The organism is Streptomyces sp. NBC_00104 (genome assembly GCF_045160825.1).
Lineage (GTDB): Bacteria > Actinomycetota > Actinomycetes > Streptomycetales > Streptomycetaceae > Streptomyces.
The window spans coordinates 6,259,242-6,271,493 of sequence record NZ_CP108215.1 but is presented as its reverse complement, the minus strand read 5'-3'; the positions used below and the strand labels follow the sequence as shown (position 1 = coordinate 6,271,493).

Here is a 12,252-nt window from a genome sequence, read left to right as displayed (position 1 = left end):
GACCACGATGCCCGGCACCGGCGGCGGCAATGGCGCCGTGACCCGCAGCACCCTGCGGCAGCAGCTCGCGGACGCGCTCCGTGACGAGGTGCTGGCCGGCAGACTCAAGCCGGGGCAGGAGTTCACGGTCAAGGAGATCGCCGAGCAGTACGGGGTCTCGGCGACGCCCGTGCGTGAGGCCCTGGTCGATCTGTCCGCGCAGGGGCTGCTGGACGCCGTGCAGCACCGGGGTTTCGAGGTCCACGCGTACTCGGTGGCCGACTACCGGAACATGGTCGAGGCCCGCGTCCTGGTCACCCACGGCATGTTCCGGCAGCTCGGCGACCGCAAGGTCGACCCCCGTACGGCCGCCGCGCTCGCCGGGGTCCGGCGGCGCGGCGAGGAGGCGCGGCGGGCCGCCACCGCCGGGGACCTGGACATCCTGATCGGCTACGACCTGCGGTTCTGGCGCGAGCTGAGCGCCCTGTTCGGCAACCCGTACCTCACCGACTTCCTGCACCGGCTGCGGGTGCAGGCCTGGGTGTGCGCGGTCCAGCACCTGCGCCAGGAGGACGACGCGGCCGACGATCTCAAGGGCCGGCTGTGGGCCGACCACACCGAGCTCGTCGACGCCCTCTCCCGCCGGGACGCGCAGACCGCGCAGGAGATCATCGCCGGTTACGACGAGCGGTCCCTGAGCCTGGTGGAACGCCTGGCGGACGGATGAGCACGACCCCGAAGGCGGGCGGCGCGAAGTTGAGCGTCGACCTCTCCGTCGTCGTCCCCGCCTACAACGAGGAGGACCGTCTCGCTCCGACGCTCGACGCGATCATCGATCACCTCGCGGCGACCGAGGCCGCCGCGCGCTGGGAGGTCATCGTCGTCGACGACGGGTCGACGGACGGTACGGCCGAGGTGGTGGCCGCCGTCACCGCCCGCGACGCCCGGGTCCAGCTCGTCTCCGGCGGGCCCCGCAACCGGGGCAAGGGCCACGCCCTGCGGCTCGGCGTCCTCGCCTCCCACGGCCGCCGGGTCCTGCTCACGGACGCCGATCTCGCCGCGCCCATCGACGAGTTGGAGCGGCTCGACAAGGCGCTGTCCGACGGGCACACGGCCGCGATCGGCTCGCGCGAGGCGCCCGGCGCGCTCATCGAGCGCCATCAGCACCGGCTGCGCGAGGCGCTCGGGCGGGCGGGGAACTTCCTGATACGCGGGGTCGCGGTGCCCGGCATCCGCGACACCCAGTGCGGCTTCAAGCTGTTCGACGGCGACCGCGCCCGCGAGGCCTTCGCCGCCTCCCGCCTCAACGGGTTCGGCATCGACGTGGAGATACTGCGGTACTTCCGGCGCAGCGGCTGGCCCGTCGTCGAGGTCCCCGTCCGCTGGTCCCACCAGCCCGGCTCCAAGATCCGGCCGCACGACTACGCCCGGGTCCTGGGCGAACTCGCCGTCCTGCGGGCCCGGTCCGTCCGCCCCGCCGACGCCTTCGCCGTCACCTTCTTCCTGCTGATGTCGGTGGCCCTCCATATCGGCCGCTGGCTCGACCCGAACGGCCGCTACCTCCCCGACTCCCTCCAGGACCAGAACCAGTGGGAGTGGTTCTTCGCGGTCACGGCCGACAACCTCGTCCACCTCCGCAACCCGCTCTTCACCACCTTCCAGGGCTTCCCCGACGGCGTGAACCTGATGGCCAACACGGTCATGCTGGGCCTGTCGGTCCCCTTCGCGCCCGTCACGCTCGCCCTGGGACCCGCCGTCACACTCGCCCTCGTGATGACCCTGGGCCTCGCCGCCACAGCCGCCGCCTGGTACTGGCTGATCGTCAGAAGAGTGGTACGGCACCGGGGCGCGGCCTTCGCCGGAGCGGCCCTCGCGGCCTTCGCGCCGCCGATGGTCAGCCACGCCAACGCGCACCCGAACTTCGTCGTCCTGTTCATGATTCCGCTGATCGTCGACCGGGCGCTGCGCCTGTGCACGGGCGCCCGGACCCGGCGGGACGGGATCGTCCTCGGCCTGATGGCGGCCTACCAGATCTTCCTCGGCGAGGAACCACTCCTTCTCGCCGCGATGGGCATGCTGATGTTCGCCGCCGCCTACGGCCTCCTGCGCCGGGACGTGGCCCGCGACGTCTGGCGCCCGCTCCTCAGAGGGCTGGGCATCGCGACCCTCGTGGCCCTCCCCCTGGTCGCCTTACCCCTCTCCTGGCAGTTCTTCGGCCCGCAGAGCTACGGGAACATCGCGCACGGCGACAACGCGGGCAACAGTCCGCTCGCCCTGCTGTCCTTCGCCGAGCGCTCGCTCCTCGCGGGCGACCACGACCGGGCGGACGCGCTCTCCCTCAACCCCACCGAGCAGAACGCCTTCTACGGCTGGCCCCTGGTCCTCCTGGCCCTCGGCATCGTCGTACGCCTGTGGGAGCGCCCCCTGGTGAAGGCGCTCGCCGTCACCGCGTTCGGCGCGGCACTGCTCTCCCTCGGCCCGGAGTTCCGTCTTCCGCAGACGGATCTGGTGCTGCCCGGCCCGTGGGCGCTGCTCGCCGAGAAGCCGCTGTTCGAGTCGGTCATCGAGGGCCGGGTGGCGATGGTCTGCGCCCCGGTCCTCGGCATGCTGCTGGCGATCGCCTGCGAACGGCTCGCCGCCGTGCCGGGCCTCGGCACGCGGTACGTCGGCTTCATGGCCGTCACCCTCGCCCTGCTGCCGATCGTCCCGGCCCCGCTGAAGTCGGTGGAGCGCGCCGAGGTCCCGGCGTTCATCGCGGACGGCACGTGGAAGTCGTACATCAACACCGACACCGACACCGACACCGACACCGGGGTCGGGGCCGGCGAGACCCTGGTGCCCGTGCCGCTGCCGGACCCGGGCAACGCGGAGGCGCTGCGCTGGCAGACCACGGCCGGCTTCGGCTTCCGGATGCCCGGCGGCTACTTCAACGGCCCGTTCGGCGAGGACCGCGTCGGCATCTACGGCGCCGTCCCCCGCCACACCTCCAACCTGCTGCGTGACGTCCGCTACACCGGCAAGGTCCCGGTGATCGGCGTGAACTGGCGGGCCCAGGCCCAGAAGGACTTCGCGTACTGGCACGCGGGCGCCCTGGTCCTGCGTCCGCAGCCGTACGACCAGCAGTTGCGGGAGGCCGTGGACAAGCTGGTCGGGCGACCCGGTAAGTGGGTGGGCGGTGTGTGGGTATGGGACCTGCACGAGGGGGACTGAAGGCGCCCTCAGCGACTACGCTTCCCTGACCACTGTGTGCCGTACGCGAACGTATCCCTACCGTGCGTGTGCGTGCCGGATGACCGAGGAGTTCTCCTTTGGCCTGTGACCTCTGGCTGGTCCCGCTCGTCGACGTGCTGTGCCACACGCCCGACAACCCCTTCGCCGAGGAACTCGCGCTCTACAACAAGCTGCTGGGTGAGGCCGGGCTGCCACCGGTTCCGGTGTACCAGTACATGCCGGGGCTGACCGGGGAGGTCGCCCCGGTCGCGGGCTTCGACTACGACGCGCTGCACTTCCTGCGCCGGGCCTATCTGCTCCAGGTGTGCGGTCTGGAGGTGACCCCGGTGGACGCGCTGGGCGGCGACTACGAGCAGTTGCTGGAGATGTTCGAGGGCACGGCCCAGCAGTCGCACCTGGTCTGGCACTACGACCACGCGGGCGCCTACGTCCCCGTCGACTTCCCGCAGCCCCTCTCCAGCGACGAACTGCTCGCCGGGGGCGGCCCCCTGGGCTCCGCCCAAGGGCTGCTGAGGGAACTGGAGTTCGTGGCCCCGGCCATCGGCATCGACCCGGCGAACCCGCCGGCGCCCCCCGAAGCACCGGTCGCACCCACGGAGTTGGAGGAACCGGCCGTCCCGGCGCCCTACGATCCGAGCCCCTTCGCCCGCGAACGCCATGTCTGGCTGGGCCTGCACGCGGCGGCGACCCGAAGTCTGGCGCAGGGTTCGATGATCGTGTTCAGCTGAGGACCTTCGGCGCTCAGCGGCCCAGCGCCGAGAGGCCCTTCTGCAGCTCCTCGGGGTTCATGACCGGGGTGTAGGTGACGTCGGCGCCCATGTCGAGGAAGAACGGTTCGGCGATCACCGGCATCTGCGAGCTGTCCTGCATGTCGAAGACCATGTAACAGGTGCGCTGCCCGTTGTCGGTGGTGAAGTAGGCCGCCTCCGGCTTGATCTGCTCCATGGAGGCCTGCATCAGCTTCCCCAGGGTGCCGTTGCGGATGGCCTCGTTCGACTTCTCCGTGTCGAAGCGTGCTTTGAACAGAACGCGCATCGCACTCACCTTCCTCGGATCGTCCGATATGCGCAGATCGCGCACCCTCTCAGGATAGGCCCGGTGGTCGCGCTCGACCCGGCGAGCCCGACGCCCGGCACGGACCGGACCGGGCCGGGCACGCCTGCGCGCGCCCGGCCCGTTGTACGTTGCCCGTTTTGTACGGTGCCCGTTGTACGTCGCCACCTGTCCGAACCGCTAGACGAACGAGTTGATCTCGATCGTCTCGTCGCGGCCCGGGCCCACGCCGATCGCGGAGATCGGGGCGCCGGACATCTCCTCCAGCGCCTTGACGTACGCCTGGGCGTTCTTCGGCAGGTCGGAGAAGGACTTCGCCGACGTGATGTCCTCGGACCAGCCCGGCAGGGTCTCGTAGATCGGCTTCGCGTGGTGGAAGTCGGACTGCGAGTACGGAAGTTCCTCGACACGCTTGCCGTCGATCTCGTACGCGACACAGACCGGGATCTGCTCCCAGCCGGTGAGGACGTCGAGCTTGGTGAGGAAGAAGTCCGTCAGGCCGTTCACGCGGGTCGCGTAGCGGGCGATGACCGCGTCGAACCAGCCGCAGCGGCGGTCGCGGCCGGTGGTGACGCCCCTCTCGTGGCCGATACGGCGCAGCGCCTCGCCGTCCTCGTCGAAGAGCTCGGTGGGGAACGGGCCGGCGCCGACACGGGTCGTGTACGCCTTGAGGATGCCGATGACCCGGCTGATCTTCGTCGGACCGACGCCCGCACCGGTGCAGGCACCACCGGCGGTCGGGTTCGACGACGTCACGAAGGGATACGTGCCGTGGTCGATGTCCAGCAGGGTGCCCTGGCCGCCCTCGAAGAGGACCACCTTGTCGTCTTCGAGGGCCTGGTTGAGGACCAGGACCGTGTCGGCGACGTACGGCGCCAGCCTGTCGGCGTAGACGAGCAGTTCCTCGACGACCTGGTCGGTGGAGATGGCCCGGCGGTTGAAGAGCTTGGTGAGGACCTGGTTCTTGACGTCGAGGGCCGCCTCGACCTTCTGCGTCAGGATCGACTCGTCGTACAGGTCCTGGACGCGGATACCGACACGGTTGATCTTGTCCGCGTAGGTCGGGCCGATGCCCCGCCCCGTCGTGCCGATCTTGCGCTTGCCGAGGAAGCGCTCGGTGACCTTGTCGAGGGTCACGTTGTACGGCGTGATGATGTGAGCGTTGCCGCTGATCAGGAGCTTGGACGTGTCGACGCCTCGCTCGTTCAGCCCGTTCAGCTCGGAGAACAGGACCGACGGGTCGACGACGACGCCGTTGCCGATGACCGGAGTGCATTCAGGTGTGAGGATTCCGGAAGGGAGGAGGTGCAGGGCGTACTTCTGATCGCCCACGACTACCGTGTGGCCGGCGTTGTTGCCGCCCTGGTAGCGCACCACATAGTCGACGGACCCACCTAGCAGGTCCGTCGCCTTTCCCTTGCCTTCGTCACCCCACTGAGCACCGAGCAGCACAAGTGCGGGCACGCGCGTACACCCCTTCCGGGCGGGGCATGTCCAAGGTCGGGGGCGTACGCGGTGGCTCATATCCGCCGCGTGCACCGCGACCGCCGTTGGTCGCACCTGTAGGACCCGGATGCCCCGGAATAGACGAAGCCCCTGGCGCAATAGCGCAAGGGGCTCTTGCACAAAGATGCTACCCGAGGAAGCGAGGCAGGACCGAGGTGGCGACTCCCGACCAGCTCCTCGTGGTCATCGACCCCCTCGCCCGTCACACGGACGGCGAGGCCGTACGGATCGCGAAAGACGTGCTCAGCGCGGGTGCGGCAAGTACGAAAGTATGCCTTCCCGCCGGGCCCGAGGAATTCGCGCGAGCGCTCTCGCGGCGCGGTTCGCGGCGGCCGGTGGTGATCGGCGACGACCGCGCGCTGCTGCGGGCGGTGGCTCTTCTGCATCGGCAGCGGGAGCTGGCCTCCTGCCCCCTCTCCATGATCCCCGTGGGCTCCGCCCTGGGTCTCGCCCACTCCCTCGGCGTGCCCACCGGCGCGGTCGCGGCGGCCCGCGCCGCCCTCGACGGTGTCGAGCGACGGCTGGATCTGCTCGTCGACGACAGCGACGGGGTGGTGCTGGGCGCGCTGCGCATCCCGGCCCTGCCGGGTGCTCCTCCGCCCGATCCGGCGGACGAGCCGGGGATGGCGGCGGACGCCCACCCGGGGCTGGACGGAGGAACGGGCCCGGGGACGCACGACGGCACGGGCGACGGCACGGGCGACGGCACGGGCGACGGCACGGGCGACGGCAGGGGCGATGGCAGGGCAACGGGCCGGAAAGCGCGGGCCGGGGGCGCGTCGGCCGACGACGGCGGGTCGCCCGGCCAGCACTTCTGGCTGCGCGCCTGGCCGCAGTCCCTCGCCCGTACGCTGTCGACGCGGCCGGCGCGGCCCGCCCGGATGTCCCGTCCGCTGCGTCCGTCACGCATACGCGTCGCCGCCGGGGGCGGCGCCGGGCCCTCACGGCTGCGGGTGGAGGTGGACGGGGTGATGCTCGTCGACCTCGACCAGCCCGTGGAGACCGTGTCCATCACGCCCGGCCTCGACGGCGGCGCCGACGTCGAGATCCGGCCGGTGTGCGTGGGCGCCGAGGCGGCCACGCTGCACGCGGTCGGCCACCGGGTGACCGTGTCCGGCGCGGACTTCCGCTACCGGGCGGACTCCCTGGTGTCGGGACCGGTACGAACGCGGACGTGGACGGTACGGGCGGGTGCCTGGGGGCTGACGCTGCCGAGGTGAGGGCCGACCACGGTAGACCCGGCGGAGCCCGTGGCAGCACGCGACACGCCGCTGTCGATCATTTCCCGGCGCGGAATTCACGCGACGGGACGCATCGGCACGCATCGCGTATTCGTCGCGGTCGAGGGATTCTTGAGGCGCCGTCAGCCCCTCTTGACCGCGCGTCGATCTGACGGTCGCTCAGACCTGAGGCCGCTCACGGCACGTCCAACAGGGTGACGATATGTCAGCGCGTTCCGAACGGGCGCTCTCCTCGAATCAAAGTACCAGCTCATTGACGTATTTTGATGAGGCGTCAGGCGCGCCGATCGTCACTCTCCGGGGCGACAATTCATGCGGCCGTTCGGACCTATTTTCACACTGCTCCGAACCTCCTCGAAATGACAGCGGAAATGGCCGTCATTACGTTCGTTCTCGTCGGCAGGTCCTGTCGACGAGAACGAAGAGAAGGGGAAGTGCATTGCGCACTCGTAAGATCACAGTGATCGCCGCCTCCGTCGGCGTGGCAGTCGCGGCCGCCACCGGTGTCACCTACGCCAGCTCCGCCCTGGAGTCGGCCCCCAAGTCCGCTTCGGCCATCACCGACGCCGCCCCGGCACCCCGCGGCGGCAACGGCACGGGCACCAGCGCCGGCTCGAACGTCGCCAACGCCCCGGCCGACGCGGGTTCGTCGGACAGCTACAACGGTCCCCGGAAGGGCAACGAGGGCCGCGGCGCGGGTCGTGGCGAGCACCGCCGGGACGAGGGCCAGATTCAGGTCAACGAGCGCGTGTACGGCGCCGAGCCGGGGTCCTGCATCGCCGTGGTCAACGTGCGCCGCGGGCAGGGCCAGAACCCGAACCAGAACCAGAACCAGGGCCGAGGTCAGCAGGGCGCCAGCAGCTTCAACATCCGGAACGACAGCGACAAGACCGTCGAATTCTTCAACGGAATCACCTGCGACAACGGGGCTCCCGTCGCCACGGTCGGACCGCACAGTTCCAGCAGCGCGGTCGAAGGGGACCGGGAGGGACAGCTCCTCATCGGCAGCTTCCGCGTCGTCGAAAACGGCCACTGGTGATAACCGAGAGGGCAAGCGCACACCCCGGAATACCCACGTATCGGAAACCCCGGCTCGCCGTAATCGAGCCGGGGTTCCGGCATGGGGGTATCCCTACGGGATGACCTTTTCCATGTTAGTCAGCGCGGCACGGCCGTCCCGGCGACGGCGCCGAGAAAAGCGCGCCATCCGGCGGGCGAGATGTACAGGAGAGGGCCGTGCGGGTTCTTGCTGTCGCGGATGACTCGGCCGCCGGTGCTTGTTGCGCCGACCTCGACGCAGTCACCCTGCTGTCCGGAGTACGAGGACTTCCGGAAGGGGCCTATGAGCTCAGGGGTCACGACGCATCGTCCTTGATTCTCTCGCCTGCGCGCCGAATGAGCTGCGCGCTCGCGTCCGGTGCCAGCGCTGCCGATCGTAGTTGGTCGAAGGCGAGCGTGTAAGCCGCGAGGTCTTCGGGGGCTTCGAGGATCGAGGTCCCCCGCAGGTTCTCCAGCGTCACGGCTTCCACAATCGGCTCCGCGTCGAAACTGAAGGACGCGAAAGCGGAGATCTCCCCCGCGAGTGTTCCGGCACTCAAGGGCAGGACTTGCACGGTCACGTTCTTCCGCCGGCCGACTTCGAGAATCTTGGCCAGTTGCTCCTGGTGAATGCCGACGCTCACCAGCGGGTGAATGATCACCGGCTCCCAGATGATGGCCGTGTACGCCGCCCCACCCTCCTCGATCTTCGCCTGCCGAGCCTCGCGCACCTTGACCAGTTGCGCCACTCGTTCCGGAGCAACGTAGTTGGGCCCCGACGTGATGACGGCCTCCGCATAGGCCGACGTCTGCAGGAGTCCAGGAATCAGCGCCTGCGCCCACGTCCGGATGTAAGTCGCGTCATCCTCAAGCGAGATGTGGTCGAGGTAGTCCGGCCGCAGGTGAGCCGCGTGTTCGAGCCACCAGCCACGGTGCTTCGACCTCTTGGCCAAGTCCTCCAGCTTGCTGCGGACTTCCGGATCGTCCTCGCCGTAGGCGTTCAGCAGCACGCGGATCTCCAGGATGCGCGCCGTCACGAGCCCGCTCTCTATGCGGCTGACGCGGGCCGGATCCACCCCGAGCACCTCAGCCGCCGCCAACTGGTCGAGCTTGGCGGCCTGTCGGTACCGCTTGAGCGCGGCACCGAGCCGCCTACTGCGCACCGTCGGCCGTCCCCCTGCGGGCATCGCATCCCCTCTCGGTCTGAACCGCTTCAACTCTAGGGTGCGCCGTCTACCTCACGAAGAAAAAATCGCATGCATGAGGTTCTTCCAGTTGCAACCTTCCGCGATTGAGGATCTAATCTCTCTGTGCACGCACCGCTACAGGGCGTGAACTTGGCCGCATGTCAGGGGGTCTATTCGCCATGCCCGCTCTCACCCCACGTCGCGACTCCTTCCGTATCCCCAAGCACGGAAGACACGTCCCCGAGGCCCGCGCCCGCGTGCGGCGGATCCTCAAGGACTGGGCGCTCGACGGTGAACTCGCCCATGACGTCGCCACCGTGGCCACGGAGTTGGTGACGAACGCGGTCCGGCACTGTCGGGTGACGCTCGCGGAGGTGGAGGTGGTGATGTCGGTCCGGGGATGCGGCTTACTGGTCGAGGTGTCGGACCCGGACAAGGGAAAGGTGCCGGCGTTGCGGGGCGGGGACGCCGAACGGGACGGCGGTCGCGGACTCGTGATGGTCGACGCGCTCTCCGAACGGTGGGGCCACGAAGCACGGCCGTTCACCAAGTGTGTGTGGGCGTACTTCGTGATCCCGGGGCGGGCACGGTGAGCTCGGCGGTGCTGAGCCCGTACCGCGGGCGGTGGCGGCGTTGGGCTGCCCGGGCGGAACGGTATCGGGCCACGTACGGCCGGTGGTTGCCGTTCCCGCCACGCGAACCCTGCTGGGAGAGGCGGTCGATGAGAGCGGCGCCCGTACGCTCCGTATTCATGGATGGTCCACACGTGGATGAAGGAGACGAGGGAGGCCTCGTGCGGGCGTATGTCACGGCGTACCTGGGGGAGGGACGTACGGCATGACCGACGAATCGACGAAACGAGCAGGGGGCTCCGCCCCGCCCTCCGACGCCGTCCTGGCGACGTTCAGCGACTGGCTGGACCATGCCGTGGCCTGCGTGGACGCGTGCCGGAGGGACGGTGTCTCGTGCCTGCACTCGATGCGGCTGGCCAAGCGGCACCGCGCGGCCAGGAAGGCGGCGGGAGCGGCGCGGCGGAACGCCTCGGACTGAGCCCTTGCCCTATCGCGTCGGCCGGGCGGGACATCGGGACGAGAGCGGCCGTCGGTAGGCCGCCGGGATCAGGGCCGGTCCGCTCGCTGTGGCGGGTGGGGCGGCCAGGGGCCGAGCGCGGGGAGTCCCCCCGGCGCCACGGGTGGGACCGAGGGCACGCGTCCGGCGAGCCATGCCGCAAGGTCGCGCAGCCGTCCGGTGATCACCGGACGGCTGCGCCGTCACCGGCGGTCCACTGGTGAGGCACGTCCTCGGGGCGCAGGCGGGTGCCCGCAGGCAAACGGCAGAGGAGGAAGTCGATGACGTCAGCGGCCAGTTCCTCGGGCCAGTCGTCCGGCCGTACGCCGAGTTCCAGGTCGACCATGTGGATCCACACCTCGCGCCACCGTGCCCGGACCGTCGCGGCGAGGTCCGCGTCCCGGAAGGTGACCGGGCGGCTCCGGTCCGTCTCGCCCGCCTCCGCCCAGGCCGCCTCCAACCGGGCGGTGTTCGCGGCGAGTTCGGCCCGGTGTTCGGCGGCGCTACGGCCGGCCGTGGTCTCGATGATCGCGTTGCGCTCGGCGACGCCGCCGTCGTACGTCGCTGATGTCGGCGACATCGTTCACGGTGGCGGTACGGATCATGCGGGGATCATGGGTCAGGGCGTCGAGCCGTGTCCACCGAGAAGATCAGGACGGCTGTGAATAATTCGTTGACAACAAAGTGTTTGCATCCACATGCTGGCTGCATGCCCTCACCCACCGATCCCTTCACGCCCCCGAGCGCGGACGAGGCGCGCGCCCAGCGCGTCTACACGTCCCTCTTCCGCATCGCCGAGCGGCACGCGGCCACGGACGGGCAGCGTCGCCGCCAGGTCCACCCCCATGTGCTCGGTCCGCACGAGGCGATCAGGCTGGTCTCGTATCTGCTCAGCGGTGCCGCCCTCCTCGACGACGGCGAACCGGAGATCGACCGCGCCGACATCACCGCCGCGCTGACCCTCATCCCCCTCGCCCGTGGCGAGATGGACGAACTGGAGGTCGGCCTCCTCGACATGGCCCGAGGTCGCGGCATGACCTGGCCGGAGATCGCCTTCGGACTCGGCCTCCAAACTCCCCAGGCGGCGAGGCAGCGCTACGAGCGCCTGGCGAGCCGCACGGAGCCGGGGACCGAAAAGACGGAGAAGACGGAGAAGGCAGAGGGGGCGGAGGGGGCGGAGGGAGCCGGCGAGTAGCGCATCCCCGGCGGCCGGTCGCCGGTCCACGGCCACCGGTCAGCGGTCGCCGGTCCGCGGTCGCCGGTCCGCGGTCAGCGGTCAGCGGTCCGCGGTCGCCGGTCAGCCCCCGCCGAACAGCTCCTCGCGGTGGACGCGCCAGCGGCCCATCATCGCCTCGACCTCTTTCTCGATGAACTCGAAGAAGGCGAGGGTCTCGGAGAGTCGGCGGCCCGCCGGGCTGTCGGCGCCCAGGCTGGTGACGCCCTCACGCAACGCTTCCTCCCAGCGCTTGATGATGGCCTCGCGGTTGGTGAGCGCCTCGTACCACTGGTCGCTGTGGACGCGGTAGCGCTCGCGGCGCGAACCGGGCTCGCGTTCGCGTGACACCAGGTGCACCTGGGCGAGATAGCGGACCGCGCCGGAGACGGCCGCCGGGCTGATCCGGAGCTGTTCGCCCAGCTCGACGGAGGTCAGCGCGCCGGTGTCGGAGGCGAGGAGCGCGGCGAAGACGCGGGCCGGCATGCGCGGCACCCCGGCCTCGACGAGCTGCGCCGCGAAGCCCTCGACGAAACGGGAGACCGACTCCGGGTCGCGTCCCACGGTCGCCGCTCCGGCCTTCGCTTCGGCCTTCGCCCCGGCCTTCGCTCCGGCCTTCGAATCCGTCATCCCTGGATCAACTCCCTCGGTATCCCCGCGATATCCCCTGGTCAGACACCACCGCCGAGTCTACCGGCGATTCATACGCTTCCTTAACTTCACAAATTTCTGAAGC

Annotated in this window: 14 protein-coding genes; 8 read left to right on the top strand and 6 right to left on the bottom strand. The window is 69.9% G+C overall.

The window, feature by feature from the left end:
• The first annotated feature begins 7 nt into the window (after window positions 1-7).
• The 3 genes from OG272_RS27660 to OG272_RS27650 all read left to right on the top strand — a co-directional run bounded on the left by OG272_RS27660 (window position 8) and on the right by OG272_RS27650 (window position 3,938).
• A complete protein-coding gene (locus tag OG272_RS27660) occupies window positions 8-706 on the top strand; it encodes a GntR family transcriptional regulator (RefSeq protein ID WP_326579690.1) in 699 nt (232 codons plus the stop codon).
• Window positions 703-3,189, top strand: coding sequence for a dolichyl-phosphate beta-glucosyltransferase (locus OG272_RS27655; protein WP_405895129.1), 2,487 nt, complete (start codon window positions 703-705; stop codon window positions 3,187-3,189). The genes OG272_RS27660 and OG272_RS27655 overlap by 4 nt, the downstream gene beginning before the upstream one ends.
• 98 nt (window positions 3,190-3,287) lie before the next feature.
• Entirely contained in the window at window positions 3,288-3,938 is a 651-nt protein-coding gene (locus OG272_RS27650) for a hypothetical protein (protein WP_326579693.1), read from the top strand.
• A gap of 13 nt (window positions 3,939-3,951) precedes the next feature.
• Here the strand turns inward: OG272_RS27650 and OG272_RS27645 are convergent, their stop codons facing one another.
• The gene (locus tag OG272_RS27645) at window positions 3,952-4,245 is read right to left on the bottom strand and encodes a DUF3303 family protein (protein ID WP_326579694.1); all 294 of its coding nucleotides are present in this window, start codon (window positions 4,243-4,245) and stop codon (window positions 3,952-3,954) included.
• 198 nt (window positions 4,246-4,443) lie between these two features.
• Complete coding sequence (locus OG272_RS27640) at window positions 4,444-5,727, bottom strand: adenylosuccinate synthase (protein WP_326579696.1); 1,284 nt, start codon at window positions 5,725-5,727, stop codon at window positions 4,444-4,446.
• Between the two features lie 197 nt (window positions 5,728-5,924).
• On the opposite strand from OG272_RS27640, the gene OG272_RS27635 reads away from it, so the two are divergent.
• Together OG272_RS27635 and OG272_RS27630 are read left to right on the top strand one after the other, a co-directional pair.
• On the top strand, window positions 5,925-6,989 hold the full coding sequence (locus OG272_RS27635; RefSeq protein WP_405895128.1) for a diacylglycerol kinase: 1,065 nt from the start codon (window positions 5,925-5,927) through the stop codon (window positions 6,987-6,989).
• Between the two features lie 460 nt (window positions 6,990-7,449).
• Window positions 7,450-8,049 (top strand): hypothetical protein, encoded by a 600-nt coding sequence (locus OG272_RS27630; RefSeq protein WP_326579700.1) that lies wholly within the window; start codon window positions 7,450-7,452, stop codon window positions 8,047-8,049.
• Window positions 8,050-8,168: 119 nt separating this feature from the next.
• On the opposite strand, the gene OG272_RS27625 is transcribed toward OG272_RS27630, so the two are convergent.
• Both OG272_RS27625 and OG272_RS27620 read right to left on the bottom strand, forming a co-directional pair.
• Window positions 8,169-8,369 (bottom strand): DUF397 domain-containing protein, encoded by a 201-nt coding sequence (locus OG272_RS27625; protein WP_327728456.1) that lies wholly within the window; start codon window positions 8,367-8,369, stop codon window positions 8,169-8,171.
• A complete protein-coding gene (locus OG272_RS27620; RefSeq protein ID WP_326579704.1) occupies window positions 8,366-9,235 on the bottom strand; it encodes a helix-turn-helix transcriptional regulator in 870 nt (289 codons plus the stop codon). The genes OG272_RS27625 and OG272_RS27620 overlap by 4 nt, the downstream gene beginning before the upstream one ends.
• A gap of 179 nt (window positions 9,236-9,414) precedes the next feature.
• Between OG272_RS27620 and OG272_RS27615 the strand changes: the two genes are divergently transcribed.
• Together OG272_RS27615 and OG272_RS27610 are read left to right on the top strand one after the other, a co-directional pair.
• A complete protein-coding gene (locus OG272_RS27615) occupies window positions 9,415-9,828 on the top strand; it encodes an ATP-binding protein (protein WP_327728457.1) in 414 nt (137 codons plus the stop codon).
• Between the two features lie 244 nt (window positions 9,829-10,072).
• Window positions 10,073-10,285 carry a hypothetical protein gene (locus OG272_RS27610; protein WP_327728458.1) on the top strand — a complete coding sequence of 71 codons (213 nt, stop codon included), beginning with the start codon at window positions 10,073-10,075 and terminating at the stop codon, window positions 10,283-10,285.
• A gap of 202 nt (window positions 10,286-10,487) precedes the next feature.
• Here the strand turns inward: OG272_RS27610 and OG272_RS27605 are convergent, their stop codons facing one another.
• Window positions 10,488-10,883, bottom strand: coding sequence for a maleylpyruvate isomerase family mycothiol-dependent enzyme (locus OG272_RS27605; protein WP_328223746.1), 396 nt, complete (start codon window positions 10,881-10,883; stop codon window positions 10,488-10,490).
• A gap of 129 nt (window positions 10,884-11,012) precedes the next feature.
• Between OG272_RS27605 and OG272_RS27600 the strand changes: the two genes are divergently transcribed.
• Window positions 11,013-11,498, top strand: coding sequence for a DNA-binding protein (locus OG272_RS27600; protein ID WP_327728460.1), 486 nt, complete (start codon window positions 11,013-11,015; stop codon window positions 11,496-11,498).
• Window positions 11,499-11,600: 102 nt separating this feature from the next.
• Here OG272_RS27600 and OG272_RS27595 read toward each other — a convergent pair whose 3' ends face one another.
• Window positions 11,601-12,146: a MarR family transcriptional regulator gene (locus tag OG272_RS27595; RefSeq protein WP_327728461.1), complete on the bottom strand. Its 546-nt coding sequence runs from the start codon at window positions 12,144-12,146 to the stop codon at window positions 11,601-11,603.
• Between the last annotated feature and the right edge of the window lie 106 nt (window positions 12,147-12,252).